25 protein-coding genes are annotated in these 26,718 nt (G+C 39.6%); 10 read left to right on the top strand and 15 right to left on the bottom strand.

All coding sequences use genetic code 11. The features are described 5' to 3' along the window. Positions 1 to 2,277, bottom strand: coding sequence for a 5-methyltetrahydropteroyltriglutamate--homocysteine S-methyltransferase (gene metE, locus HII17_RS18430; protein WP_169076849.1), 2,277 nt, complete (start codon positions 2,275 to 2,277; stop codon positions 1 to 3). A gap of 104 nt (positions 2,278 to 2,381) precedes the next feature. Here metE and HII17_RS18435 point away from each other — a divergent pair, with 104 nt between their 5' ends. After that, on the top strand, positions 2,382 to 3,272 hold the full coding sequence (locus tag HII17_RS18435) for a LysR substrate-binding domain-containing protein (protein ID WP_169076850.1): 891 nt from the start codon (positions 2,382 to 2,384) through the stop codon (positions 3,270 to 3,272). Positions 3,273 to 3,275: 3 nt separating this feature from the next. Continuing rightward, entirely contained in the window at positions 3,276 to 3,695 is a 420-nt protein-coding gene (locus HII17_RS18440; protein ID WP_169076851.1) for a secondary thiamine-phosphate synthase enzyme YjbQ, read from the top strand. Positions 3,696 to 3,711: 16 nt separating this feature from the next. On the opposite strand, the gene alr is transcribed toward HII17_RS18440, so the two are convergent. From alr to rpmE, 6 genes are all read right to left on the bottom strand, one after another. Continuing rightward, the gene (alr, locus tag HII17_RS18445; protein ID WP_169076912.1) at positions 3,712 to 4,797 is read right to left on the bottom strand and encodes an alanine racemase; all 1,086 of its coding nucleotides are present in this window, start codon (positions 4,795 to 4,797) and stop codon (positions 3,712 to 3,714) included. An 11-nt stretch (positions 4,798 to 4,808) separates the two neighbouring features. Next, positions 4,809 to 6,227: a replicative DNA helicase gene (gene dnaB / locus HII17_RS18450; RefSeq protein ID WP_169076852.1), complete on the bottom strand. Its 1,419-nt coding sequence runs from the start codon at positions 6,225 to 6,227 to the stop codon at positions 4,809 to 4,811. A gap of 100 nt (positions 6,228 to 6,327) precedes the next feature. After that, positions 6,328 to 7,278, bottom strand: a complete 951-nt coding sequence (locus HII17_RS18455; RefSeq protein ID WP_169076853.1) for a DUF4097 family beta strand repeat-containing protein — start codon at positions 7,276 to 7,278, stop codon at positions 6,328 to 6,330. Positions 7,279 to 7,313: 35 nt separating this feature from the next. Further along, positions 7,314 to 7,808 carry a hypothetical protein gene (locus HII17_RS18460; protein ID WP_169076854.1) on the bottom strand — a complete coding sequence of 165 codons (495 nt, stop codon included), beginning with the start codon at positions 7,806 to 7,808 and terminating at the stop codon, positions 7,314 to 7,316. Further along, positions 7,808 to 8,368, bottom strand: a complete 561-nt coding sequence (locus tag HII17_RS18465; RefSeq protein WP_211185422.1) for an RNA polymerase sigma factor — start codon at positions 8,366 to 8,368, stop codon at positions 7,808 to 7,810. The genes HII17_RS18460 and HII17_RS18465 overlap by 1 nt, the downstream gene beginning before the upstream one ends. Positions 8,369 to 8,525: 157 nt before the next feature. Continuing rightward, positions 8,526 to 8,738: a 50S ribosomal protein L31 gene (gene rpmE, locus HII17_RS18470; RefSeq protein WP_169076914.1), complete on the bottom strand. Its 213-nt coding sequence runs from the start codon at positions 8,736 to 8,738 to the stop codon at positions 8,526 to 8,528. A gap of 239 nt (positions 8,739 to 8,977) precedes the next feature. On the opposite strand from rpmE, the gene priA reads away from it, so the two are divergent. The 5 genes from priA to HII17_RS18495 all read left to right on the top strand — a co-directional run bounded on the left by priA (position 8,978) and on the right by HII17_RS18495 (position 14,154). Beyond that, positions 8,978 to 11,182 carry a primosomal protein N' gene (priA, locus tag HII17_RS18475; protein WP_169076855.1) on the top strand — a complete coding sequence of 735 codons (2,205 nt, stop codon included), beginning with the start codon at positions 8,978 to 8,980 and terminating at the stop codon, positions 11,180 to 11,182. 66 nt (positions 11,183 to 11,248) lie between these two features. Next, the gene (locus tag HII17_RS18480; RefSeq protein ID WP_169076856.1) at positions 11,249 to 11,800 is read left to right on the top strand and encodes an SPOR domain-containing protein; all 552 of its coding nucleotides are present in this window, start codon (positions 11,249 to 11,251) and stop codon (positions 11,798 to 11,800) included. A 97-nt stretch (positions 11,801 to 11,897) separates the two neighbouring features. Next, positions 11,898 to 12,416: an ATP-dependent protease subunit HslV gene (hslV, locus tag HII17_RS18485; RefSeq protein WP_169076857.1), complete on the top strand. Its 519-nt coding sequence runs from the start codon at positions 11,898 to 11,900 to the stop codon at positions 12,414 to 12,416. Positions 12,417 to 12,441: 25 nt separating this feature from the next. After that, on the top strand, positions 12,442 to 13,770 hold the full coding sequence (hslU, locus tag HII17_RS18490) for an HslU--HslV peptidase ATPase subunit (RefSeq protein ID WP_169076858.1): 1,329 nt from the start codon (positions 12,442 to 12,444) through the stop codon (positions 13,768 to 13,770). Positions 13,771 to 13,782: 12 nt separating this feature from the next. Further along, entirely contained in the window at positions 13,783 to 14,154 is a 372-nt protein-coding gene (locus tag HII17_RS18495) for a gamma-butyrobetaine hydroxylase-like domain-containing protein (protein WP_169076859.1), read from the top strand. 23 nt (positions 14,155 to 14,177) lie between these two features. Here the strand turns inward: HII17_RS18495 and HII17_RS18500 are convergent, their stop codons facing one another. Continuing rightward, positions 14,178 to 16,037, bottom strand: coding sequence for a methyl-accepting chemotaxis protein (locus tag HII17_RS18500; protein ID WP_169076860.1), 1,860 nt, complete (start codon positions 16,035 to 16,037; stop codon positions 14,178 to 14,180). A 111-nt stretch (positions 16,038 to 16,148) separates the two neighbouring features. After that, a complete protein-coding gene (locus HII17_RS18505; RefSeq protein ID WP_169076861.1) occupies positions 16,149 to 18,152 on the bottom strand; it encodes a putative bifunctional diguanylate cyclase/phosphodiesterase in 2,004 nt (667 codons plus the stop codon). A 212-nt stretch (positions 18,153 to 18,364) separates the two neighbouring features. On the opposite strand from HII17_RS18505, the gene rraA reads away from it, so the two are divergent. Next, positions 18,365 to 18,850 carry a ribonuclease E activity regulator RraA gene (gene rraA, locus HII17_RS18510; protein ID WP_169076862.1) on the top strand — a complete coding sequence of 162 codons (486 nt, stop codon included), beginning with the start codon at positions 18,365 to 18,367 and terminating at the stop codon, positions 18,848 to 18,850. On the opposite strand, the gene HII17_RS18515 is transcribed toward rraA, so the two are convergent. After that, the gene (locus HII17_RS18515) at positions 18,836 to 20,977 is read right to left on the bottom strand and encodes an EAL domain-containing protein (protein WP_169076863.1); all 2,142 of its coding nucleotides are present in this window, start codon (positions 20,975 to 20,977) and stop codon (positions 18,836 to 18,838) included. The two genes, rraA and HII17_RS18515, sit on opposite strands and share 15 nt — an antisense overlap. A gap of 100 nt (positions 20,978 to 21,077) precedes the next feature. After that, positions 21,078 to 22,313 (bottom strand): imidazolonepropionase, encoded by a 1,236-nt coding sequence (hutI, locus tag HII17_RS18520; protein ID WP_169076864.1) that lies wholly within the window; start codon positions 22,311 to 22,313, stop codon positions 21,078 to 21,080. Between the two features lie 175 nt (positions 22,314 to 22,488). On the opposite strand from hutI, the gene hutC reads away from it, so the two are divergent. Beyond that, positions 22,489 to 23,196, top strand: coding sequence for a histidine utilization repressor (hutC, locus tag HII17_RS18525; RefSeq protein WP_169076865.1), 708 nt, complete (start codon positions 22,489 to 22,491; stop codon positions 23,194 to 23,196). 202 nt (positions 23,197 to 23,398) lie between these two features. Beyond that, positions 23,399 to 24,112, top strand: a complete 714-nt coding sequence (locus HII17_RS18530) for a helix-turn-helix domain-containing protein (protein ID WP_169076866.1) — start codon at positions 23,399 to 23,401, stop codon at positions 24,110 to 24,112. Between the two features lie 3 nt (positions 24,113 to 24,115). On the opposite strand, the gene HII17_RS18535 is transcribed toward HII17_RS18530, so the two are convergent. From HII17_RS18535 to HII17_RS18550, 4 genes are all read right to left on the bottom strand, one after another. Continuing rightward, positions 24,116 to 24,412, bottom strand: a complete 297-nt coding sequence (locus HII17_RS18535) for a hypothetical protein (RefSeq protein WP_169076867.1) — start codon at positions 24,410 to 24,412, stop codon at positions 24,116 to 24,118. Positions 24,413 to 24,483: 71 nt separating this feature from the next. Next, positions 24,484 to 25,308, bottom strand: a complete 825-nt coding sequence (locus tag HII17_RS18540; protein ID WP_169076868.1) for an SDR family oxidoreductase — start codon at positions 25,306 to 25,308, stop codon at positions 24,484 to 24,486. Beyond that, positions 25,301 to 25,780 carry a nuclear transport factor 2 family protein gene (locus tag HII17_RS18545; RefSeq protein ID WP_169076869.1) on the bottom strand — a complete coding sequence of 160 codons (480 nt, stop codon included), beginning with the start codon at positions 25,778 to 25,780 and terminating at the stop codon, positions 25,301 to 25,303. The genes HII17_RS18540 and HII17_RS18545 overlap by 8 nt, the downstream gene beginning before the upstream one ends. Positions 25,781 to 25,783: 3 nt before the next feature. Then, positions 25,784 to 26,680, bottom strand: a complete 897-nt coding sequence (locus HII17_RS18550; protein WP_169076870.1) for a bifunctional GNAT family N-acetyltransferase/hotdog fold thioesterase — start codon at positions 26,678 to 26,680, stop codon at positions 25,784 to 25,786. Positions 26,681 to 26,718: the final 38 nt, after the last annotated feature.

Genomic DNA, 26,718 nt, shown 5'->3' on the forward strand with positions numbered 1-26,718 from the left:
TTAGTTACTGGCACTGATACTTGAATAACGCGCCCTCAATTCTTTTGCTGAAGACACCATATTAGACAATGCTAATTTAGTCTCAGACCATTGGCGAGTCTTTAGTCCACAATCTGGATTAACCCAAATATTATCGATTGGGATCGTCTCAATTGCCTTGTCTAACAACTGTTTGATCCATCTCTGCTCTGGCACATTGGGTGAGTGTATATCATAGACTCCAGGTCCTAAATCATTTGGATAAGGTTGCTCGTCGAAAACACTTAAAATAGCCATATTTGACCGTGATGTTTCAATCGTTAATACATCAGCATCTAATGCGATGATGACAGGCAAAATATCGTTGAATTCTGAGTAACACATATGACTATGAATTTGAGTACTCCCCTTCACTGACGAACTACAAAGCCGAAATGCTTTCGTCGCCCATTCGCTATATTTAGCTTGTCGGCTTTTTTTCAACGGCATCGCTTCCTTGATCGCTGGTTCATCTATTTGAATCACACCAATACCCGCTTTTTCTAAATCCGCGACTTCATCTTTAATTGCTAATGCGATTTGATTAGACACTACTGACCGTTCAATATCGTTACGCACAAACGACCAAGATAATATTGTTATCGGTCCTGTGAGCATGCCTTTAACTGGTTTTCTAGTAAGTGATTGAGCATATTTGAGCCATTCAACTGTTATTGGTTTTTCCCTAGAAACATCACCATAAATAATTGGCGGCTTTACGCAACGAGAACCATAGCTTTGTACCCAAGCAAATTGAGTTATTGCACAGCCAGAAAGCTGCTCACCAAAATATTCAACCATATCAGTACGCTCCGGTTCCCCATGAACAAGGACATCTAACCCAATATTCTCTTGTTCAGTAATCACGTGAGCGATTTCTTTTCGAATTTCTGACTGGTAATCCAACGATGATAGTCGCCCTTGTTTATGCTGAGCTCTAATCGCTCTAATGTCTCCTGTTTGAGGAAATGAACCTATGGTTGTTGTAGGAAATAGAGGCAGATTAAGCGCCTGCTGTTGAACTATCTTTCGATCAGAGAAGGTTTGTGAGCGTTTAAAGTCTGTTGGCTTTAACGAATCTATTCGCTGTCTCACTTTCACGTTACTTATACGAGGTGAAGTCAAACGCGTTAATACTGGTGCAGAGTAGCGAGTAATTGTCTCGGTATTTTGACTAATAATGGCGTCTTTAAGCAAGTCGAGCTCTTGACACTTTTGCTTTGCAAACGCTAACCAAGAGTTCAACTCTTTATCAAGCTCAGTTTCAAGCATTAGATCTATAGGACTATGTAACAATGAGCAACTCGGACCTAACCAAAGCCGCTCATTTAGTATTCTATAGACTGGATTAACTTGCTGGTAAACAGAAACTAAATCGGTCTTCCATATATTGCGACCATCTATTACGCCAAGTGAAATAATCCAATGCCCTGGTAATTGAGTAACAATAGATTGCCAATCAAAGGGTTCAGTAACTGTATCTATATGCAAGCCAGCTACAGGTAAACGCTTAATGCACTCTATATGTTGGCTTATATCGCCAAAATAAGTCGCTAACAGTATGCGAATGTCGTCTGTTTCAAATGCCTGATAACAGGTCTTAAAAGCGTCAAGCCATTGTTTTTCTAGTTCTAATGCAAAAATAGGCTCATCGATTTGCAGCCATTCACAGCCTGTTTTTGCAATATCCGCAATAATTTGTTGGTATGCTGGTATTAGAGCGTCTAGTAAATCTAGTTTATTACCATTTTTATAATCACTTAAATATAAATACGTTAATGGGCCAATAATGACAGGCTTAGTGTTAACCGCTTGAGACTTTGCTTCGTTGATCTGTGATATAAGCCGCTGAGTATTAACCTTCACTTCTGTTTCTGCATCTAATTCAGGTACTAAGTAATGATAGTTAGTATCAAACCATTTAGTCATATCGCTAGCTGCACAACTAGAACAAGCTGTTTGCTTACCTCTGGCAATAGCAAATTCTCTGTCAATGTCATTTTCAATATCTCTGAAACGCTTGGGAACTAAGCCAAGTAGTAAAGTGGTATTTAATACGTGATCATAAAAAGCAAAATCTCCCACTGGAGCTAAATCTATACCGGCGTTTACCTGTAACTGCCAATTATCTCTGCGAATATTACTCGCTGTTTTTTCTAATGCGTTTTGTGAGCTATTACCTTGCCAAAACGACTCCAAAGCAAACTTTAACTCCCTTTTACTACCAATTCGTGGAAAACCGAGATTATGAACTTTCATTTTAAATTCCTTATAGACGTCTAGATGTTTAGGTGTTTATAATTATCTGGCCGGCGACAATTAGCAATGTCATTAATTTCATATGGGTATGAGGAAAATTCAATATGCTTGAATTGAAGCACCTACGCACAATAAGAGCACTCAGCGAGTTTGAGAGCCTAACAAAGGCTGCTAATGCATTAGCAACGAGTCAATCTGCGCTCTCGCATCAGATAAAAGAGTTGGAATTAAGGTTGGCACAAAAAATCTATATCAGGCATCGTCAGCCAATTTCTTTTACATTACATGGTGAAAAACTACTAGCACTGGCAAATGAGATACTACCTAAGATTGATCAATTGAATACGGAACTAGCTAAAGTGCCACAGTCTTTGTCTCTCTCTCTAGGGTTTGCCTGCCACGCATGTTTTCAATGGCTCATCCCTATTTGCCAACGTTTGAATAATGAGTATCCAAATATTCATTTTGACTATCATGATGACGTATTTGAAGAATCTGTAGATTTGGATGTTCTGCTAGTTGATGAGCATACAAATAGTAGTCGATACATAGAAATAGCACTGGGTTCATTCGAACAAGTCGCCGTCGTTAATCGAAACAATCCTCTTGTCTCCAAAGGAGAAATTTTAGCTAAAGATTTTGAAGAACAAATATTATTAACTTACCCTATCGAGCACAATCGCCTTGACCTGTTTAAGCACATTCTTAGTCCCATGAATGTTACACCAAAAAAAATTAAATCAGTAAACAACTCACATACCATGCTTCAAATGATCAATAGCAACCTAGGAGTCGCTGTATTACCTAACTGGTTAGTTAGTGCATACACCCCCTTTACGGAATTAACCACTTTAAACCTTAACCCGACAATTAAGAAAACTCTGTACATTCGTTTAAAACAAGAAGTCGCTAGTTTGGAGTGTGTTAAAAAGCTGGTGGTTGAATCTCGTGTCAAATTCGCTAATCTATTGGAATCAACTATTCAATCCCCTTAATGTATGTGGCAACAAATAGAGTTTTCTATAAGATCTCGCTCAAGAGGCTTTCACTTAATAACCGATGAAATAAATAGCAACCTTGTCTCTCTTGGTAAGATAAAGTGCGGTTTATTACATTTATTTATTAAACATTCATCTGCATCTTTAACCATTAATGAAAATGCTGATCCGACAGTAAGGAGTGATATGGAAGCTCACTTTAATGAGTTTGTCCCGGAAAATGCCCACTATTATCAGCATACTTATGAAGGACCCGATGATATGCCAGCTCACATAAAAGCGAGTACTTTAGGTTCAAGTGTAAGTATTCCTATTACCAACGGCCGCTTAAACCTAGGCACTTGGCAGGGCATTTATTTGGGGGAACATCGTGACTATGGCGGCAACCGAACAATCTTAGCCACAATACAGGGTGAGTAATCTATTTAAACCGTTACTATAAAATTCCCATATGTACACGGCGAGTTATATTACATAGTAATTCATACGGGATGGTCGTGGAGTGTTTAGCTACCTCTTCAACCGGAAGCCCTTGACCCCAAAGCGTTGCAATATCACCTATTTTATCTTGGCAGCTGTTACCTAAATCGACAGTGATCATATCCATTGATACACGACCAACCAAAGGTACTATTCGACCATTGAGTAACACCGGTGTACCATTTTGTGCGTGTCTTGGGTAGCCATCACCATAACCAATTGCTATTACACCAATCGTGGTATCTTCTTTAGCAACCCATGCAGCTCCATAACCAACGGCTTCATTTTTTTTGATTTGGCGAATAGCAATTACACTAGATTGCAGGTTCATCACTGGCTGAATTGCTAGGTCATCGCGATCAGCATTTTGCATCGGCGACACGCCATAGAGCATTAAACCTGGACGAATCCAGTCATAATGACTTTCAGGCCATGCACAAATAGCTGCCGAATTGGCTAAGGTTTTTTCATTAGGCAAGGACTTGGTAATTGAAGAAAACACGCGTAACTGTGCATTGGTTCGTTCACTAGTCAGGTCATCAGCACAACTAAAATGACTCATGATAATAATATCTTTATGCACATTTTCGCTTTGATTCAAAGCGTGATAGAACTCATCAAACTCTTCAGCATTAACCCCTAAACGGTGCATGCCAGTATCCACTTTAAGCCAAATTTTTAACGGTTCGGTTAATTCGGCGTCAAGGATGGCATTAAGTTGTTCACGATTATGAACAACCGTTTGTAAGTTATTGACAGCGAGCACAGGTAGGTCGAGTTCAGAGAAAAAGCCCTCAAGCAAAACAATCGGTTTTGAAACCCCTTCCGATCTTAATTCTAGTGCTTCATCTATACGAGCGACACCAAAGGCATCGGCTTGTACCTTGTATTGAGATAACGCCTTAGCAATTCGCGCTAAGCCATGGCCATAAGCGTTAGCTTTTAAAACCGCTAGCACCTTGCTGTTTTCAGCTTTATATTTAATTACAGATAGATTATGTGCAAGCGCATTCAAATCTATATTCGCAGTTGCTGTCTTAATTGGCATAGCAATTAATCTTCTTCTAATACGTGTGGGCCAGCATAATTATCGAATCGCGACCATTGACCATTAAAGGTTAATGGCACTCGACCTATAGGACCATTACGCTGTTTACCGATAATAATTTCAGCCATACCTTTAAATTCTGAATCGTCGTGATACACCTCATCACGATAGATGAACATAATTAAATCAGCATCCTGCTCAATCGAGCCCGATTCCCTCAAATCTGAGTTGACCGGACGTTTATCAGAGCGTTGCTCCAAGCTACGGTTTAGCTGTGATAGTGCAACAACTGGTACATTAAGCTCTTTCGCTAAAGCTTTAAGAGAACGTGAAATTTCAGCAATTTCTAAAGTACGATTATCAGCAAATTGCGGAGCGCGCATCAGCTGAAGGTAATCAATCATGATCATACTGATACCGCCATGATCACGATAAATTCGTCTCGCACGCGAACGAACTTCAGTAGGCGTTAGACCTGCGGCATCGTCAATGTACATCTTACCGCTTTCAATCATATTCCCCATGGTCGTTGATAATCGAGCCCAATCTTCGTCATCAAGTTGACCTGTACGAATTTTAGTTTGATCAATTCTGCCTAGTGATGCCAACATCCTCATCATAATTTGTTCTGACGGCATCTCTAGAGAGAAAATTAACGCAGGGTGCTCTTCATTCATCGCCGCATGTTCTGCCAAGTTCATCGCGAATGTGGTTTTACCCATTGAAGGACGCGCCGCGACAATTATCAAATCAGAATCCTGGAAGCCTGCTGTCATTTTATCAAGATCAGCATAGCCTGACGAAACACCTGTAACACCGTCGTGTGGTTGTTGATAAAGTTTTTCAATACGATCGACAGTTTTTTCTAAAACCGTATGAATATTCTCAGGTCCTTCTGATTTATTTGCTCTAGCTTCAGCAATAGCAAAAACTTTAGTTTCAGCAAAGTCTAGAAGATCGGCACTTGTACGACCTTGTGTATCATATCCAGCTTCAGAAATTTCATTAGCAACGCTGATCATATCGCGCGTTACAGCACGCTCTCGAACAATGTCAGCATAAGCACAGATATTGGCTGCACTTGGGGTGTTCTTCATCATCTCTGCGAGATAGACAAAGCCCCCACAATCATCAAGTTTTTGTTCGTTTTCTAGTGCTTCGGAAAGAGTAATTAAATCAACTGGCTCGCCTAATTCAATGCGCGCGCCTATCGTTTCAAAGATAATTCGATGTCCACGGCTGTAGAAGTCCTGGGCGACGACGCGTTCACCTACTCTATCGAAAGTGTCGTTATCCAAAAGTAATCCACCTAGTACTGATTGCTCAGCTTCGAGGGAATGAGGCGGCATTTTTAATTCATCGAGCTGTTTATCTTTACGCTCTTTATTACCTTTATTGAATTTACTTACCTTGGCTTCAGCCATGACTACTACCTTGCGCAGACGAAAAAGTAGCGACAAGCGCTACTTTCTTTAGTTTTTTCAGTTTGCTTACTCTATCAAAAGGTTAGCAAAAAATCAGCATTTAACGGCTAGAGACTTTAATTTCACCACTGACGACACTTGCTCTTACTGACGCATTGCCATGACCAGTAATGAAGTCTAGCTTTGAACTTGGTCCATACTTAGCGCGTGTCGCTTTTTTATCAGTAATGCGATTAACGATATCTCCGCCCGCACTAGCTCTTAATCTAAAGTCAGCATTAACGTTATCTTGAAATTCTAACTCAATATCAGAACTTACCCCTGATACTTTAAGTTCGCCGTTATCTAATAATGTAAGTGAACCATCGACATCGCCACTAACGATAGATATTACTAACTCTTCAACTTCTTTTAATACAAAGTCGATATCACCTGACACTGCTGATAATGCCAACTCTTGAGCACTTGAACGCGTTTTAACACTACCACTAACTGACTTTAACTGAAGACGACCCGACGAATTCTTATCCACTATGCTGCCACTTACCGATGAAAGACGCACTTTACCTTTTAAATTATTACTATTGATATCACCGCTTACTGTAGTTAATTCAATGTTTTCTGCCAGCTTCTCCGCATCAATATCACCGCTTACTGTTTTAACTTCAGTATTTTCAGATAGATTACTTACTTTAACATCGGTTGATACACCATCAAGGTTCATACGAATGTCACTTGGCATTCTCACAGTGAACACCGACCCTTTTTTGTAATCGTTTCGATGGTTATGGCGATCTTTAACCACCACTTTTACCTTAAGCATATTGCCGCTTTTTTTAAAGACGAAACGCTCGGCATTTTCACCTAATTCACCTTTTGCTGACACTTGGTCGTCATCAGTGCCAATAATAGTGACTTTACCTCGCATGTTTTCAATATTAACCACTGAAATACCATCTGCCGACATGCTCTCATCTATTTGCTCACCAGCCCAAGAAACTGCTGACAAACCCATTGTAGTAAGTGCTAATAATAAACTTAAACCTTTCATAACTACCTCTAAACCTTAGCGTTAATACGTTTGCTTTAAATTGTCTGCCACTGTGGGGTATACAAACGCTTAATCAAATCCAACTCTTGTTGCTGAGTCCACTGTAATAACTCTATTAAATCTGTATTATTTTCATCATTTTCGAGCGCCGCTGCTATCGATGTTCTCGCTTTTGCTAGTTTTGCTAGCTCAGCTTGCATATCTGCAGGTAACTGCGTTAAGTCAGGCGTACCAAAGCTAGTTAACATTAATTGTTTTTGCGCGTTAAAGTCCTGATTAATTGCCGCTATTAAACCAAGTTCCTGATTCCCGTTATTAGCAGGGCCCAAATTCATCCAAGTCAACAACACCGCAGCAACTACTGATGCCGCCCAGGCCATTGGCACTACAGCTTTTTTAACTGACGAAGATTGTTCATCTTGTTGATGAATGGCTTTCTCAATGCCTTGCCACAGATCACGAGAAGGCGAAATTTCTTTATTCAATTGCGCTACACGATGCTGTAGCTGCTCATCTGACATCGTCATCATTACTCCTCCTCTATCCATTCTTTTAATAAGGTCTTCGCTCGATGGTACTGCGACTTACTGCTACCTACTGCCATATTTAACATTTTACTAATCTCTTCATGGCGATATCCTTCAACCGCAAACAAAACAAAAACCAATCGCGCACGTTCAGGCAGTCGCATAATATGCTTATCCAGTTCAGAAACTTCAGCCATTTCTTCACCTGCCTCTTCAACAACTTGGTCTTCAATACTAAACACACGTTGTAGCCAATTTTTATGTTTGCGTAAGTGACTCAATACAATATTTGACGCAACACTATGCAACCAGGTACTAAATTTGCTGTTACCCTGAAAGCTAGAAAGCTTTTGCCAAACCTGAACAAAAACCTCCTGACAAACATCTTCTGCACTACTTTTGTCAGCCAGCATTCTCCAACATAAGCCATACACGCGTTTATGGTGTAGCTCATATAATTGATAAAACGCTTGCTGATCGCCAGCTTTTGCCTGTGCAATCAATTGCTGTTCTTCATCTTGTGCAAAGCGAGCACTCGCTTCAATAACTTGATGACTATCCAATGAAAATTCTCGTTTATCCGTTATCGATTTAATTTAAATCGGTGGTTTTATAAGGTTAGATGCAGTATGCAGGAAAAGGGTTTAAAAAATATATAAAAAATTTTTTAGGCACAAAAAAAGCGCCATAAAGGCGCTTTTTATCAAAGTAAGTTCGTTCTTACTTCTTGCCAAGCACAGCAAAGCGCTTGTTGAATTTGTCAACACGACCACCAGTCTCAGCAGCTTTTTGCTTACCAGTGTAGAATGGGTGACATTCTGAACATACGTCTAAGTGTAAGTCTTTACCTACAGTTGAACGAGTTGTGATTACGTTACCACAAGAACAAGTTGCCTTGATCTCTTGGTAATTTGGGTGAATACCGTCTTTCATGGATAACCTCTGTATCAGGCCGTATCGCCACTTAGTCAGCATTTTACCGCTAAGCACCATACGAGTTAAAAATAATGGTGGCGAATTGTATTGGATCACTACCTCAACTGCAACCATATTTGATTAAAATCGCTAAAAAAATAACCAATATGAAAAATTATGTTAAGAAAGCCGTTTCAACGCTTGGCAGTTCAGCATCAGCAGGTCACAATAAAATAAAAATTATTGTGTAGAAAAACTTGAGCCAGCACTTTGTTGAAGTCGCATTACCTGTTCCGATGCGTCAACTGTTTACTTATGCCATATCAGAGGCACTAAACACTCCCAATATAATTGTTGGCGAGCGCGTTTTAGTACCGTTTTCTGGCCGACAATTAGTGGGTATTGTCATTAAAACTGCTGCAGCTACCGATATTGCTAGTGAAAAAATAAAACCTATTATCGCTAGAGTTACCGATAAATATCCATTACCGCCTGCCTTGTTAAAATTTTTAATTACCTTAAGTCGATATTATCACCACCCAATCGGCGATATTTGTCAGCAAGCACTGCCCGTTTTATTAAGGCAAATAGAACAACCAGATTTATCCTTTCAGACACGTTGGTTTGCTCGAGAAGATAATGCAGATACAGACATTGAAGAATTAAGTAAGCGTGCAAAGAAACAAGCAGAGTTATATGCCACTATCGCCCATAGTCAAGGAAGTAGTTGGCCTGAACTAAGAACATTAGGTTTTAGTAAAGCCCAGCTTAATGCTTTGGTAGATAAAGCCTATATAAAAGAAAAAGAAATAGAACCCTCTGAGTTTGAGTGGCAAGAAGGCGCGCTCTTTGAAGACAACCGGCTCTCGTTATCAACAGAGCAAGCAGTTATTGTATCTGCTGTTAATCAAAGCAACCAATCATTCAGTTGCCACTTAGTCGATGGCATAACTGGTAGTGGTAAAACTGAAGTTTATCTGCAAGCAATGGAAAACGTACTAGCCGCCAATAAACAAGTGTTGGTATTAGTACCTGAAATAGGTTTAACCCCTCAAACCCTTGCTCGTTTTGAACAACGATTTGATGTACCTATCTATCTGCACCATTCAGGTTTAAATGATAAGGAAAGGCTAGACACTTGGCGCGCCGCATACATAGGCCATGCAGCAATTATAATAGGTACTCGTTCGTCTATATTTACACCAGCACAAGCATTAGGGCTGATAATTGTTGATGAAGAACACGATAATTCGTTAAAGCAGCAAGACACCTTTCGATACCAAGGTAGAGATTGTGCCATATTACGAGCACAGCAACTTAACATCCCCATTATTCTTGGAAGCGCAACGCCTAGCTTAGAGTCGCTACAAAACGCGTTTAGTCATAAATTCCATTATCATCAACTAACTAGACGCGCAGGTAATAGTGTTCAATCACAATTATCCTTAGTCGACTTAAACCAAGAACATCTTGATCATGGTATTGGAGAGTCAGTCAAACAAGCAATTTCAGCAACATTGCAACGTAAAGAGCAAGTGTTAATCTTTCTCAATCGTCGTGGTTTCGCTCCAGCAATTAACTGCAAAGAATGCCACTGGGTGGTCGACTGTCAGCGTTGCAATAAACCTTATACGTTCCACCAAAATGATCAGTTGCTGATATGTCATCACTGTGGCAGTCAAAAACGTATTATTAAACAATGCCAACAGTGCGGCAGTTCACGATTATCGCCAGTTGGTCAAGGAACAGAACAGTTAGAGCAGCATTTGTCACAATGGTTTAGTGATAAAAGTGTCGTCCGAATAGATCGCGATTCCACACGTCGCAAAGGTGAGCTAACTAAACTATTACAAGCGATACATAATAAAGAGCACGATATTCTACTCGGCACTCAAATGTTAGCAAAAGGCCATCACTTTCCTGATGTGACGTTAGTGGTTATTTTGGATGTTGATGGCGCGTTATTTAGCTATGACTTTCGGGCGCCAGAACAAATGGCCCAACTATTAGTACAAGTGGCAGGGCGAGCTGGACGCGCTAGCAAACCAGGTAAAGTGCTTATTCAAACGCAATACCCACAGCACCCGTTATTACAAGATTTAGTCAACAACGGTTATCGACACTTTGCCCAACAAGCACTCACTGAAAGAAAATTTGCACGACTCCCGCCTTTTGGCTATCAAATATTACTGCGTGCTGAGGCTAATTATCCTTCGTATCCTGCCAAATTTTTATCTGCACTTTGCCAATACCAATATCAAGATTGTGAGCTAGCAGGGCCTATTCCTGCAGCAATGGAAAAAAAGGCAGGAAAATATCGCTATCATTTAATTGTCCAAAGTGCACAACGAAAAAGTTTACATCAAGCAACGCTACAAATATTGTCTTTAATGCAATCACACGAGCTGAGTAACAAAGTCCGTTGGTCAATTGACGTCGACCCTGTAGATTTTAGTTGGTAATAGGGTTTAATTTTCACAGGGTTTCGTTACAATACCGGAAAATTATTCCCATACTCATTGCATTCTATGGCGCCTCAGGATTACGTTTCTCGTTCAAGCAACAAAAAGAAAAGCCCTTATAAAAAGCAAGCCCAGCAACCGGAGGGGATGTCAATAAAGCTTAAAATAATCATACTATTAACGATAGTAGCAATCGCTGGCGCCGGTTATTTTTTATGGTTTTTAAAGGGGGTGGAGCCTGTAGAACAAACAGTGACACCTACTAAGCAATCAACTCACTCATCATCTGACTTGCCAACACCGCCGGATGAAAAGTGGGACTATATTGATAAATTAAAGAATGGCGAAGAAATTGAAGGCGGCCACTACGAAGTAGTAGAAAAGGGCCCGTATAGAATGCCATGTGGTTCATTTAGAGATAGGAAAAAAGCTGAATCAATGAAGGCGCAAATCGCCTTTACCGGCTTAGTCGCCAATATTTCTGAAAGTGTTGGAAGTAATGGAACTTGGTATCGAGTGATATTAGGCCCCTATCCACGTAAACGTATGGCGGAAAAAGACAAACATAAATTAAAACGCAATAATATTACCACCTGCCAAATTTTATTGATGAATTAATTAATACCTGACTCTTGAATTTTCCTATATCACACCCATTTTAAACTCATGTATATTTCGCTGCTAATCAATAGCGGCCATGAGTTTGAGGTGTAGTGTGACTACAATTGTTTCAGTAAGACGTAACGGCAAAGTTGCCATTGGTGGTGACGGCCAAGTTTCCTTAGGCAATACCGTAATGAAAGGTAACGCCCGCAAAGTACGTCGCTTATATAATGAAAAAGTACTTGCCGGTTTTGCTGGTGGCACTGCTGATGCGTTTACTCTGTTTGAACGCTTTGAAAGCAAACTAGAAATGCATCAAGGCCACTTGACTAAAGCAGCGGTAGAATTAGCTAAAGATTGGCGCAGTGATCGTGCATTAAGAAAGCTTGAAGCCATGTTAGTTGTTGCAGATGAAACTGCATCATTAATCATTACCGGTAATGGTGATGTAGTGCAGCCAGAGCACGACCTTATTGCAATAGGTAGTGGTGGCAACTATGCACAAGCGTCTGCATTAGCCCTTTTACAGAATACCGAGTTATCTGCTCGTGAAATCGTCGACAAATCGCTCACTATCGCTGGCGACATTTGTGTCTTTACCAACCAGCACCACACGATTGACGAAATTTAAGCAGATCAAGAAGTAAGGAATCATTATGTCGAATATGACACCACGTGAAATAGTTCACGAATTAGATAGCCATATTGTTGGTCAAGCCGATGCTAAACGTGCCGTAGCCATAGCCCTAAGAAATCGCTGGCGTCGTATGCAACTAAATGAAGAGTTGCGCACCGAAGTAACCCCAAAGAATATTCTAATGATTGGCCCAACAGGCGTTGGTAAAACTGAAATTGCTCGTCGCTTGGCTAAGCTTGCAAATGCACCTTTTATCAAAGTGGAAGCAACAAAGTTCACTGAAGTTGGCTACGTGGGTAAAGAAGTGGAAACGATTATCCGCGATTTAGCAGACATGGCAATTAAAATGACCAAAGAACAGGAAATGGCACGCGTTCAACATTTGGCAGAAGAAGCTGCTGAAGAGCGAGTGCTTGATGTTCTACTGCCAAACCCTCGTGACACCTTTGGTAATGAAGAAACCACCGACAATGCTAGTACTCGCCAAGTATTTCGCAAGAAATTACGTGAAGGTAAACTAGACGACAAAGAAATTGAAATCGACATTGCTGCGCCGCAAATGGGCGTTGAGATCATGGCACCTCCAGGCATGGAAGACATGACATCGCAACTTCAAAACATGTTCCAAAATATCTCTGGTGACAAAACCAATAAACGTAAATTGAAGATCAAAGACGCTTTAAAGGCTTTACAAGAAGAAGAAGCGGCAAAAATTGTTAATCAAGATGATATCAAAGCAAAAGCATTAGAAGCGGTAGAGCAAAATGGTATTGTTTTTGTTGATGAAATTGACAAGATTTGTAAGCGTGGGGATAGCTCTGGACCTGACGTTTCACGTGAAGGTGTGCAACGTGACTTGCTACCGTTAGTGGAAGGTTCAACGGTAAGCACTAAGCACGGTATGGTAAAAACTGATCACATATTGTTTATCGCCTCTGGTGCGTTCCAAATGGCCAAACCATCAGACTTAATTCCTGAGCTGCAAGGTCGTTTACCAATTCGTGTTGAATTAAAAGCATTAACAACAGAAGACTTTGTTCGTATTCTTACCGAGCCAAGTGCCTCGCTAACAGAGCAATATATTGCTTTAATGAAAACCGAAGGTGTTGATATTTCATTTACCGAAGACGGCATTAATGCTATTGCTAATGCAGCTTGGCAAGTGAATGAAACCACTGAAAACATTGGTGCGCGTCGTTTACACACAATGATGGAGCGTCTAATGGAAGAGATTTCATTTAGCGCCAATGATCGCGACGGTGAACAAATTACGATAGATACAGCATACGTAGAAGAAACACTAAACGAAGTCGTTCAAAACGAAGATTTAAGCCGTTTTATTCTATAAAGTAGGTGATACATGCTCAACATTAAACAATTTGAAATTGGCCAATCAGGTGAGTCACTCAACATAGCATTGGCTAGTGATGACAGTGAATTATCAGAACAGTGGCCATTTAGTGTTGAGTATTTACGTGTGGTTTCATTACAAGGGTTTAATACCAAGCAAGCCATCCCAACCCATAAAAAGCATGTAAAATTATTAAGAATAGAAGCGGTAGCCAAGCATGGCTATCGCTTTTGCTTTGATGACCAACATGAAGTTATTTATAGCACGTCAGAACTTGCACTTTTGCATCAGCAATCCGATACACTTTGGCAACAATACCTCATCGCATTAGCTCAAACCGGCCATAGCCGTGAAACTAGTATCGAAATCAAACAACTTTAGCTAATTCCCAAGGCCTAACGCCGCTATACAACAAAGCGGTTAACTTCATTTGTAAGCACTTCAGCCTGTTGCGAAAGTTCTTCACTCATTTGAGCATTTTGTACTGCCATTTTTCCGGACTGTTCAGCAACATCGCGAATTGATACCACATGCTGATTAACTTCAGAAGCCACTGCGCTCTGTTCTTGAATGGCGGTAGCAATTGCGGTATTCATCTCCATTATTGTCGAGACATCAAACGTTATTTGCTCCAACATTTGACCTGCAGTACCAGCACGATCAGAACTTTGATCGCCTTGTGTACGACAAGTTGCCATGTGGTCCACTATTTCACGAGTTCGGCTTTGAAGTGCAGTAATAATTGATTCAATTTCTTGTGTCGAATCTTGCGTTCTACTTGCCAACGTTCTTACTTCATCAGCTACGACTGCAAAGCCTCGACCTTGTTCACCAGCACGTGCCGCTTCAATGGCGGCATTGAGGGCAAGCAAATTAGTTTGCTCAGCAATACCTCGTATAACATCCAATACTGAGCCAATCGTTTCACTATCTTTGGCAAGTTCTTGCACTACCTGTTCTGAATCAATTAACTTACCTGACAAATTGTCAATTTGGGCAATGGTTTGATTAACACCCTCTTTACCTTGCTCTGCATTGTCGTTTGTTACTTCAGCTTTCTTAGCAGCTGCTTGGGTATTTTTAGCAATTTCATCAACCGTGGCCACCATCTCAGTTACCGCAGTTGCCACCATATCGGTTTCTTGAATTTGTGAATCAACCCCCTCACTAGTGAGATGAATGTTTTCTGCAACTTGCTGTGTTGCCTCATTCAATGTAGTCACAGAGTGATTCACTTCATGAATCAAGTTCCTAAAATTCGCCACCATGTCATCAAACACTTGGGCCATTTCAGCCAATTCATCGCTACCTGAGGTGTCTACAGGAATGGTTAAGTCATTAGTACTTGAAATCTCTAACATCGTTTCTTGCAAACGATTAATGCTGGACAGAATACTTTTTGCAATAAATAACGCAAAGCCAACAGAGGCCGCAATGACTATGATAAATACTGTATATGCCACAAATTGGACCGTGCTGGTATGTGATTCAACCGCTTCGTTGCTAACTTTCTGTAAGCTAGCAAGCGCCTTATCCACCTTGTGAATATTTTCTCGCATACTACCTTGTAAGCCTTCGTTATGAGTAAGGCCTAGTTTTTTCTGTTCGGCAACTAAATTAAGAAATGCGCCTTCATAAGCGCCAAGTAAGTTAACAATTTCTGACTTTCGACTACCGTCAAGACTGCTAGTTTGTGTCTCTTCAATCAACTTGGCTGTATTATTTTGTAGTCGAGTGACGTATTTCTCATCCAAACGCAACATAAAGTCTTTTTCGTTGCGCCTTAACTGCAGCATACCACTTAGTAATTGATAATCATCCTTCCCTATTAACGTTTCAACATCATGAACCGCTGAACGCAATGTACCATAAAGACCATCTTTAGGGTGTAAACCAATATTTTGCTGCGAAGCTACCAAGTCATTAAACGACTTATTGTAAGCACTGATCACCGATTTAATAGATTGTATCTCCGGCACATCAAGACCAATCTCATTAAACGCTTGCTCCAACAAATTGACCTCAGCGTTTAATGCCTGAAAATTCTTTGCGAATTTTTCTTGGTACTTTAAATCTTTACGCGCAATAAAGTCTTTTTCATTACGACGCAATTGCAAAATGTCTGCTTCTACTTTGCCAATTTCTCGCGCAACATCGATATCGCTCTCTAGTGCAGAGACTGCATAGGTCAATAATACCAACATAATTAGCATACTAACGACGGAAATTACCGTAGTTATTATCAGTTTTTGCTTGATTAACATTTACTCTAATTCCAAGACTGTAAGTTGAACCTTATTTCAGTATAGTCAAGGATTTCTAAAGTTGAAAAATTGTAAATTAAAATAATGATTTATTGAGATTAAGGACAGACCTTAAGATTTACGAGAAAAGTACTTAACTAGGTCTATTTCACTAATAGGCTTACTAATGAAGTAGCCTTGAATAGCATCACAATCAAGTTTACGTAAGATATCAAGTTGGGTTTGAGTTTCGACCCCTTCCGCCAGCACTCTTTTACCTAGGCCATGAGAAAGCTTGATCATAGACTTTACTATCGTTAAATCAGAATCATTTTCTGCCATTTCTTGAACAAAACTGCGATCAATTTTGATCTTATCAATCGGTAGGTTACGCAAATAGGCAAGCGATGAGTACCCGGTTCCAAAGTCATCTATTGACACCTTAATTCCCATACTTTGCAGCACGACAATAGTATTCATTGCAGATTCCAAATCAGTCATTACGACATTTTCGGTAATTTCTAATTCCAAATAGCTTGGAGGCACATCGTACTTAAGCAATAATGCTTGAATTTTAGCGATAAGCTGAGGGTCTTGAAATTCTACCGCGGTGATATTCACTGCCACAGCAACCCAGCGATTATATTCTTTATGCCAACGAGCTATTGCCTGGCAGGCTTTATCTAAAACATAGTTATCAAACTCGCTATTAAGAGCCAACGCTTCAACATCATCTAAAAATTTGTCTGGTGTTAGAAAACCGTCTGTTGGGTGGTTCCAACGGATTAAGGCTTCAACACCTTCTAATTTATTATTAAGCAAATTAAGTTGTGGTTGATAATAAAGCTCAAACTCATCGTGCTTCATCGCCGACTTAATCGCTTTTTCCATCGCTAACAAATGGCGGCCTTGCACTTGCATATCATGACTGAATTGCTTACTTATTTCGTTACGAGACTCAGCATGAAATAAAGCTAAATTAGCTAGCTGTAAGAGCTCTTCAGCACTACTCCCATGCTCAGGGTAGTAACTATAACCAATGCTGCACTGTAATGAGATGTCTTGGCCTTGATGCTGATAGGGACGAGCAATTAATTCGTGTAAGTGAGTTAATGCTTTAGGTATTTGCTCTTTTTTATCGAACTCAAAAACGTAAACGAATGAGTCACCACTTAAACGGCCAACAATTTTGGGTTGAAATAGACTTTCCTTCAACCGCTTAGCAATCGCGCCCAAAATGTAATCTCCGGTCTTTAGGCCGTAGGTATCGTTAACAAACTTAAAACGTTTAATATCCATTAAAAAGATACAAAGCTGCTTATCATTTGCAACTGCACTTTCCATGACACCCGGCATTTTCTCCATCACTTGTTCACGGTTTAGTGACCCAGTAAGAGGATCATGTTTACCTAAGTAATTTGCTTTATTGCGGGCGGAAATTGCAGCACTTCTTTCTGCGCCTTGCATCCATATTAAAATAACAAACCCTATTACTGCATGTGTGCCGATATCAAAATATGGTATTAGGTGTGCCACCAGGCTAAACCAAGATTCTGACAATGCCAAAGTTGAGATCATCGAGAAAAAGAAAAACCTTAGACCTAATATTGCACTTAGCCACAGCATAATTCGATTAGAAAAATGCCTTACTTGGCTTTGCAATAAATAATACGCCGTCGACAAATAACCAACCGCAAATAAAAAGGCCGGTAACGTTTCTCGCATAAAGAATCTATCGTAAACATGAGCGCTAGCAAAGGCACAAGTTAAGGTAAATGCCCAAGCCAATACAAAGTTCAATATAACAATGAAGATAATTCTATTTCTACTGATAATAATTTGCTGTTGGGCCGAAAAAATACCCGTTATAAACAACGCTACAAATAAGAAATAGCTAGAAAGGTAAACCCCCTGATTAATCACCTGGATAAGATGGGTTTCAGGTGTAAGAATTGAATAGGCTTTAAAAGCTAATGCTAACTGACTAATAGACAACGAGCATAAGCTCAATAACCAAAGCTTTACATACTGCCTGCCAAATCCTCGGAAGAATTGCCAAAGAAAAAAGGAAAGAGTGCCAAAAACAATCGCATTTGTAAGGTAAAGAAATGTATTTGCGATTAACTGCTCGCTCATTTTCGCCATGACACGTTTAACGACTAATCTTCACATTTAATAGTGTTTTTTCTTTGATTTCAAGCAACAATGCGTCGAATTAACGGCAAATGAATATTATCACTAGACGCCTATACTCAATATACTAGAATAACCATAGCGTATGAACTTAACATTCTACGAATTGATCAATCTAGAATATCACCTAACAAACAACTAAATGAGAGAGCAACATGGAATATAACACTTCAGAGTTATGTAATATTTATGCTGATTTAATTGACGTTTTAGAGCCTATATTTAGTAATTATGGTGGTAGAAATTCATTTGGTGGCAAAGTTGTCACCGTTAAATGCTTCGAAAATAATGGTTTAATACGCGAAACGCTGACACATGATGGCGAAGGCAAGGTGCTAGTAATTGACGGTGGAGGTTCAACTCGCCGTGCACTTATCGATATTGATATTGCAGAGCTGGCAAACACCAATAACTGGGAAGGTATTGTTTGTTATGGCAGTGTTCGTGACGTCGATTTAATTGAAGAATTAGATATAGGCATTCAAGGGCTAGTTTCTATACCAGTAGGTGCAAGCACTACTGACACTGGTGAAAGTGACTTAGCAATTAATTTTGCCGGGGTAACATTTTTACCGGACGACCATATTTATGCCGACAACACAGGCATTATTTTGTCGCCAGAACCATTAGATATCGAGTAGTGAATTACGGGTATCGGCACTCGGGTTCGACTTAAACCAGTTATCTACCCAGTCTTCAATTTCACTTATGTTGATATTTGGTGCCATTACGTCACCTTCACCAATTAAGCCGCCCATCAACTGGTAATGATTTAGTGCTTCTTTAGTGTGGATGTTGGTGCCAATAAACGACATTTTCATGGTTCTTGCTAAACTGATAAGTGAATTAATTATCGCTTTTTCTGCACTCCCTGACTCTGCCTTGCTTAAGACATCGCAAGTGATGTTAAGTTGATCAACAGAAAGCTTGCGTATATATCTTAACGATTCATAACTACCATCAAAGTCACTTATACAAATACGTACTTCCAGAGACTTTAACTGATCAATCATATGTTTGGCTCTGTCACAAGCTACTTGCATGACATTTTCACTCATTTGAATAATCAGATAGCGAGCTGAAATATTATATTTGGCAATTTGTAGTTCAATAAAGTCAGCAAGATCTGGCTCTAATAACTCTTGGCTACTTAAACGAATTCCTATGGGCTGATAAATATTAAGCTTCTTCAGTTCAAATAGCGCCTTAAATGCCTGCACTAACATTTTCTTACTTAACGAATGTACTTCGCCACTTTGTTCAGCCACTTCAATAAAGTCATCAAGTTCTAGCAATGAGCCGCTATCACGCCATTTGGCCAATAAAGAAAAGCCGCTAATTTGTTTGTTTTCAATATTTATCTGAGGAGCAAGCTGCCAAATAAGACCGTCATTTTGAATATCTTGCTTAAGTCTTTCCATTCGAAGCAATTGTTGTTCGGTATACAGTGATACTTGATTATTAAATAACGACCATTGAAGATTATTTTTTTCAGCTTCCATTACCGCATCACCAGCGTGCGCTATAACCTCGTGTAATGATTGACCGTGCTCTGATGTATAAGCGACACCAAAGCACAATTCAAACTTCAACGAAAAGCTTTTAAAACTCATGGCTGGAGGTACTGCTATAGTTAATTGCCTGCACAGTTCACTGATCACGGACTCTTTATCATGATCAATTCGATTTAAGTCAATTGCCAACATAAAGTGTAAACTAGGCAATCGAGCAAGTTTCGCGGTGACATCTGAAAAATCGAAATTCATTAAGTAATCATGCTGGCTTACTGCTCGTTTAAGACAATAAGCTAATTGTAAAAGTAAAATATCTGAATTTTGATGCCCTAATACTCGATTCACATGTTCAAAGTTACGTGGCTTTATCACCACTACAGCAAAAGACTGATTGCTGTTTTGCTTAATTAGTTGTTCAAAGCGCATTATCGCCTGCTGATAAGATGGCAGGTTTGTGGCAGGGTCATGAGTAAACGAAAATAACTGTTCTGGGGTTAACTGTTCATTTCCATCGACATTTTTATCGTTGATCAGTTGATATACCTGTTGGGTTAAGCCCCAGTTACCATTAACCAATGTCATCATATAACAGGCAATAAAGCTAATGATCAGCCAATCTTGCTCTACTCTTGCGTGTAAGTAGAAAAACATCACACCAACAAAAACTCCAAGCACTAGCCATAAGCAAACCGAGCGAACAACTTGCTCTGGAGCCAATTTTGCTAAAATTGCAATATAAGCCGCGTAAATAAATAGCAAAGCCCCGCCAAAAACAAGCCATATTAAATAAGCATCTATTTGAGGTAATAGCCATAGCATTGCAATGTTTGCTAATCCAACAACAACTAGTATTTTCTGACCCAGATTAATGGAATTGAAAAATTCACTTTCCTTGTCAAGTAAGTGCATTTTCGTTGTCGCAAATGCCCACAGGCCAACTAAAGTAAGCATAATTGTAGATGATGACAGTAAAGCAGGGGCTTGATATTGCGAAAGATATAGTAATGAATACAAGAAGCCTAGCGCACTGAGTGTAAGACCAGCAAAATACCACCAAGGATTAGGAATAATTCGGCGAATTAAAACAGACAGCAACAAGATTGGAAGGCTAAGACCTAAGACAAAGGCAATATTAAAATCGACAAATGAGAATATACTTTCTGAGGCTTGCGCCGAAAAGCTAAAGCCAAAAAAAATAGTAATTAGCGAGAAGTATTTGCTAAAACACCAACTTCGAGGATTCAAGAATTCCATATTCTGTCTAATACACCTAAGCCTTGTAGATACTATTAGACTAATCAAAAGTGAGCAATTTGTACAGCCAGTAAAATTGCTCGTAAAACAAAGTTTTAGACTAAAAAATAGTCTCTTTACCATTGATATATAAAGACTTTAATGGATTTACTCCAAATTGATAGCACAACTCTGCAGGTTGTTGAATTTGCCACAATGCAATATCGGCATCGTAACCCACTTTTAGTTGCCCCTTAGTGCTTTCTAAACCAAGTGCCTTAGCACCATGACAAGTTACACCAGCAATAGCTTCTGCTGGCGTCAACCTAAATAACGTACACGCCATATTAAGCATCAGCTGTATAGAGTTTAGCGGAGAAGAACCGGGGTTTGCGTCTGTGGCGATTGCCATAGGGACATTGTGCTTTCGTAGTAAGTCAATTGGCGGCAATTGAGTTTCTCTTAGAAAGTAAAATGCTCCTGGTAACAATACCGCTGTCATGTCACTTTCAGACATAGCTTTAACGCCAGCTTCATCTAAAAACTCTACATGATCTGAAGATAAGGCATTATAGTTGGCCGCTAGTGCCGTACCTCCCAAATTAGAGAGCTGCTCTGCATGCACCTTTACAGGCAACCCATTTGCTTTAGCCGCCTCAAAGACTGCTCTAGTCTGATCTAGATTAAAACCGATACCTTCACAAAATACATCTACCGCATTTGCTAATTTTTGTTCGGCAACTGCGGGCATCATCTCTTGACAAACAAGCGTTATGTAATCATTGGGCCGATCTTTATATTCTATAGGTAGGGCATGAGCACCAAGAAATGTGCGTTGAATAGTTACTGGCGACAATGTGGCTAATTTACCCGCTGCTTTTAGCATTTTCAGTTCATTTTCAGTATCTAAACCATAGCCTGATTTTATTTCCAAGGTGCTAACACCTTGGTTATGCAGTGTTTCTAATCGCGGTAATGCACTTTTAACTAAATCTTCGAGAGAGGCTTCTTTTGTTGCAGAAACTGTTGACACAATGCCGCCGCCAGCTTTAGCAATCTCTTCATAGCTTTTTCCTTGCAAGCGCATTTCAAATTCATTCGCGCGATTTCCTCCATAAACTATGTGAGTATGACAATCGACAAGACCAGGAGTCATCCAGCAACCTTGTCCGTCAATCACTTCAAGTATGCTCCCGTTGTAATCAGGTAAGTCTGCCATTTGTCCAATCCAAGCTATCTTTCCTTCACTGATCGCTAACGCCGCATCAGTTAATTCACCGTAACTATTACTACCATCTGTCATGGTTGCGATATTTATGTTGATAAAAAGAGTATGCCAATTAACCGAATTTCCCATGGTTCCACCTAACTAATTACATGCATCAGAAGTGCTTGTTACACTATAGTTTATTAACCAAATAATGTACTTGATCATGCTTTCACAATCAATAGTTGTATATACAACTATTGGTTTTTATTCACTGACATGTGATTGTATATACAATAAACATATTCATACGGCGCTTACTATTATGGCATTAACCAAATTTGGCATTATTAAACAGTTTATCTTTAATAAAATAGAATCTGGTTACTGGCCACAGCACCACAAAGTTCCCTCAGAGAATGAACTTGCTGAACAATTTAATGTAAGCAGGATGACTGCTCGCCGAGCATTGCAAGAACTCACTGAGCAAGGGGTTTTAGTGCGTTCTCAAGGGTCTGGTACCTTCGTCGCTACATTTAAATCGCAATCTTCTTTACTCGAAATCCGTAATATTGCAGATGAAGTTCAAGATCGCGGTCATGAATATCAATCTAAGCAGCTAAGACTTGAAGCTATCAACGTAAATGATGAAATTGCCATTTTACTCAGTTGTAGACCAAGCGATACTGTGTATTATTCTGAAGTGTTGCACTATGAGAACAAGCAACCTATTCAGCTTGAACAACGTTACGTGAATAGCGAATTAGTCCCTACCTATTTAGCTCAGAACTTTAACCAAATTACGCCTCATGAATATCTTTCGTCCGTCGCACCATTAACTGAAGCAACACATGAAATAGAAGCAGTGATTGCAGCACCTGAAGTCTGTCAGTATTTAAACATCAAAGAAACTCAGCCGTGCTTACAAGTAAAACGTCGTACCTGGGCACGCCAAGGGGTGGTTAGTGCAGCTATTTTGACATCACCTGGCGACAAGTACAGGTTAGGTGGTCATATCATTATTGAACAATAACAAGCCTTTCATTAGCAAATAAAAGGATGTTCAAACAAACTTCTTCCGTATTTAGCTTATAGCAAGATTAATCTGTAAGCCTTTAATAATATAGTCTGTCGTAAATTTGTCGCTATAATGTCGTAAGGATATTCTTTCTTTTTTTTCTACCAGCGCTCATTCTGCATTTGGAAATTGACGTTGCTTAATTGGAGTCTTATTAATGCAAATTTCACCGGAAAAAATAAAATACTTCCGTAAAGATAATGGTTGGTCGCAAGAAGTGTTAGCTAAAGCATCAGGTCTTAGCTTACGCACAATTCAACGAGTAGAAAAAGATGGTAACGCTTCATCTGAAACGCAACTTGCTTTGGCTGCCGCATTAAATAAAACAACGAAAGAGTTATTTCATACTTCCGAACAAATTGAAGTTTTTTGGAAATGGAGAAATATTATGCAGAACCTTATCGCAATACTTATCGTCGCTGGAGCAATAATTATGCTACTAATGTTAGGTGGTGACCTAGGCATGTTTGCCGACTTCTACGGCGCATTGTTTTTATTATTATTCATGTACGCGTGCAGTGTTATTGCTTTTGGCTCACACGGTCTAGTTAAATCGATATCAGGATTAAAGTATTTGTTTTCGAGTGAAGTTACCCCAACAAGTAACACCAAACATCTCACTTATATTTATAAGAAACAAATAAGTTTTATATATGCCGGTGCATTGATAGCGTTTGCCGTAGGTAGTGTTTCTATACTATCTAACCAGGCTAGCATAACCTCAGTTGCCCACTTTAACGCAGCATGGGCAGTGAATATTTTGATTGTTTTCTACGCGGCGGTTGCCGCTGAAGGTGTGTTACGTCCGCTTACAGCAAAGTTGGAATCAGCAAAACTAACGGTAGAACTAACTCAAAATAGCGATGAGTAACGACTAACTTATTAATAAATAACCTATCGAACTAGCCATTGCTATAGACGCAGCAATAAGTAATGGCTCTCTTACTGAAAAGCGCCCCGCTTTATAAGCTTTTCTAAATTCTTCTGCCATAATCAAACTTAATAAACTGACAAACGCTATAAGCAAATGCACAGAAATAGTTAGCAGTTCACTATTTTCTTTTGGAAGAAATACTAACCCTGAATGATTAACGAACATAAAATCAAGCAAGGTAACATGCAGTAGAATAATAAAGAAAAATAAAGAGCGGGTAAAACTGCGAATTTTCATTTCGTTACTATGTGGTTTCAGTGTTTTAAAGTAATTGGCTTAACAATTATAACAGAGTTATTTTTACAAATTTATGTTGTTTGTAACCAAGTAATAAGATCAGGGTATTCAAACGACAAGCCTGCTTGCTTTATTTTATCATTTTTTACTACGCGCAATGCACTTTCTTGCTGCTCATTAAATTGAGGTAATTCTAGCGACTGTTGCTGGCAAGCCAATGTATAAAACTGTTCTCTACTAGGGTGAGTATCACTAACCACATTGTATATACCAGTTAAGCTAGTGTCAGATAACATTAAGTTAATTGCAGCTAAGACATCATTTAGATGCACTAAATTTGTCGGTGTATTTGCATTTGCTAAATTCGTTTTTCCTGCCATAAACCTTGCTGGGTGACGTTTAGGGCCCACCAAACCTGCAAGTCTTAAAACGGCGCCTCGAGTATTAGCGTTCAACACAATGTGCTCAGCTTGATGTAATAGCCCCACTTTTTGTTCCGTAATCGCTAATCGCGTTGTTTCGTCTACCTCGCCTACTAGGCCGTTATATACCCCAGAACTACTTAATAAAATAATGTTTTCAACGCCATGTTGCTCTGCATTAGCGACTAGCTGTGCTACTTTTTCAGGATAGTTTGTTTCCCCGCGTTTAAACCTTGGCGTAATGCTGATCATTAATGTATCAACACCACTTAACCATTCAAATGCTTGCGACTGACTTTCGGGTAACAACAACTTTTGCGCAATACAACCAAGTGACCTGAGTTCAGATAGCTTTTCATCTGACGTTGTCGTAGCGGTTACTTTAATATGCTGAGAAACCAACTGATCAGCCAGTGCTCGTCCAACCCATCCACAACCGACAATAGCAATATGTTTATTATCCAAATTATTCATTGATATTAACCTTCTGCGCAGATTCAGCGATAAGTTTGACTACAGATTTAGCAATACTATTAGGAATGGGGATAGACAAACTATATTGCACTATCTGCCAACGCTCTTGTGCAAAAATAACCACACCTGTTCCGCGGCACACCCCATAACTTGAATTATTCAGCAACTCATCAAAATATGCGGTTTTACCATCGGCTAACAGCGTTAAATTACGGTCAAATGGTTGATACTCCCAACCAATGCCTTTGTCAAAATATGGCTGAACAAATGATGCAAAAGCTTTTTTTGTCCAGCGCTCACTGGCATCAGTTCCTATAAAAACACTCTCATTCGCCATAGCGCCTAAATAGCCATCAAAGTCAGCTTTCGCTGCAGCTTGATGATAATTATCTAACACCGTATTAATGGCGTCATTAGCTATTGCGTTAGCAGATAGCCAAAAAAACAAACATAGTGTGAGTAACTTGTTCAATGTTTAATCCTTTGCTGCAATTACAGCATATTGACCAATGAATTTAGCCGCGACCTTGTCACCACTTAAAATATGAACTTCGACGCGGATTCGTGCTTTGCCTTTTTGGGAAAGAGTGGTGATATCGCCTTCGGTTAGCGCAACGTTAGTAAACCCAACGCCAGCACCGGCAACTGGTGCTAAATATTTTATTTCAGCATTCGCTAAAACAATATCGCCTTCAAGTTTATTTTCGGCTAACAAAAAATAAACCCACCCCCAGCCGGTTAGCGTTGCTTGTGTATATATGCTGCCAGCGAACATCGTATTGTGAAGGTTTTTATTGAACGCTAAATCACTGCTAGTAAAAAGCTGCTCACCATTAAAGTAATTCACCTTCATATTCATAGCGGCGCTCATTGGAATGGTATTGTGCCATGTACAGGTTAACGCTTGGCTTAACAATGTTTTATTGTCGTCTAAAGTATTTAGCGACTTAGTCATTAAAAAGTGTTGTATTTCACCATAAAGTACATGCGACTTCTCAGCCAACTGATACCCTAGCCTTTGATAAAATACCAAAGCAACTTCTCGCGCATTAAGCGTGATTTGAGTTACGCCATGTTTAACAGCTTCCTGTTCTAATGACTGAATAACTAATTTACCTAGGCCTTGTCCTTGATATTGTTCGTCAACTGCCATGTAACGTATTTGCGCTTGATTTTGCGAGGTTTTATGTAAACGTCCAACAGCAATAATTTGCCCTTGCTCATTTTCAATAAACCTATGGATAGCTTGATTTTCAAGATCATCAATTTCACTGCCTATAGGTTGTTGCCAAGGTGCACGAAGCCATTGCCACCGAAATTGATAGTAACGTTTAAAATCTGCTTTGTTTTCAGGTGCTTTAACTTGATACATTCGCTATGCTTACTTTATAACAATAAATTTGAATTAGT

The organism is Thalassotalea algicola, assembly GCF_012932965.1.
Classification (GTDB): Bacteria; Pseudomonadota; Gammaproteobacteria; order Enterobacterales; family Alteromonadaceae; genus Thalassotalea_F; species Thalassotalea_F algicola.

What these genes read in the sequence shown, in the direction of transcription:
- HII17_RS18505 (WP_169076861.1), bottom strand. Translation starts at nt 18,152, where the DNA reads ATGAGCGAGCAGTTAATCGCAAATACATTTCTTTACCTTACAAATGCG.
- HII17_RS18440 (WP_169076851.1), top strand. Translation starts at nt 3,276, where the DNA reads ATGTGGCAACAAATAGAGTTTTCTATAAGATCTCGCTCAAGAGGCTTT.
- HII17_RS18535 (WP_169076867.1), bottom strand. Translation starts at nt 24,412, where the DNA reads ATGAAAATTCGCAGTTTTACCCGCTCTTTATTTTTCTTTATTATTCTA.
- HII17_RS18540 (WP_169076868.1), bottom strand. Translation starts at nt 25,308, where the DNA reads ATGAATAATTTGGATAATAAACATATTGCTATTGTCGGTTGTGGATGG.
- HII17_RS18530 (WP_169076866.1), top strand. Translation starts at nt 23,399, where the DNA reads ATGCAAATTTCACCGGAAAAAATAAAATACTTCCGTAAAGATAATGGT.
- hutI (WP_169076864.1), bottom strand. Translation starts at nt 22,313, where the DNA reads ATGGGAAATTCGGTTAATTGGCATACTCTTTTTATCAACATAAATATC.
- HII17_RS18435 (WP_169076850.1), top strand. Translation starts at nt 2,382, where the DNA reads ATGCTTGAATTGAAGCACCTACGCACAATAAGAGCACTCAGCGAGTTT.
- HII17_RS18500 (WP_169076860.1), bottom strand. Translation starts at nt 16,037, where the DNA reads ATGTTAATCAAGCAAAAACTGATAATAACTACGGTAATTTCCGTCGTT.
- rpmE (WP_169076914.1), bottom strand. Translation starts at nt 8,738, where the DNA reads ATGAAAGACGGTATTCACCCAAATTACCAAGAGATCAAGGCAACTTGT.
- hslU (WP_169076858.1), top strand. Translation starts at nt 12,442, where the DNA reads ATGTCGAATATGACACCACGTGAAATAGTTCACGAATTAGATAGCCAT.
- HII17_RS18455 (WP_169076853.1), bottom strand. Translation starts at nt 7,278, where the DNA reads ATGAAAGGTTTAAGTTTATTATTAGCACTTACTACAATGGGTTTGTCA.
- HII17_RS18480 (WP_169076856.1), top strand. Translation starts at nt 11,249, where the DNA reads ATGGCGCCTCAGGATTACGTTTCTCGTTCAAGCAACAAAAAGAAAAGC.
- rraA (WP_169076862.1), top strand. Translation starts at nt 18,365, where the DNA reads ATGGAATATAACACTTCAGAGTTATGTAATATTTATGCTGATTTAATT.
- HII17_RS18515 (WP_169076863.1), bottom strand. Translation starts at nt 20,977, where the DNA reads ATGGAATTCTTGAATCCTCGAAGTTGGTGTTTTAGCAAATACTTCTCG.
- dnaB (WP_169076852.1), bottom strand. Translation starts at nt 6,227, where the DNA reads ATGGCTGAAGCCAAGGTAAGTAAATTCAATAAAGGTAATAAAGAGCGT.
- HII17_RS18495 (WP_169076859.1), top strand. Translation starts at nt 13,783, where the DNA reads ATGCTCAACATTAAACAATTTGAAATTGGCCAATCAGGTGAGTCACTC.
- HII17_RS18550 (WP_169076870.1), bottom strand. Translation starts at nt 26,680, where the DNA reads ATGTATCAAGTTAAAGCACCTGAAAACAAAGCAGATTTTAAACGTTAC.
- metE (WP_169076849.1), bottom strand. Translation starts at nt 2,277, where the DNA reads ATGAAAGTTCATAATCTCGGTTTTCCACGAATTGGTAGTAAAAGGGAG.
- hutC (WP_169076865.1), top strand. Translation starts at nt 22,489, where the DNA reads ATGGCATTAACCAAATTTGGCATTATTAAACAGTTTATCTTTAATAAA.
- HII17_RS18460 (WP_169076854.1), bottom strand. Translation starts at nt 7,808, where the DNA reads ATGATGACGATGTCAGATGAGCAGCTACAGCATCGTGTAGCGCAATTG.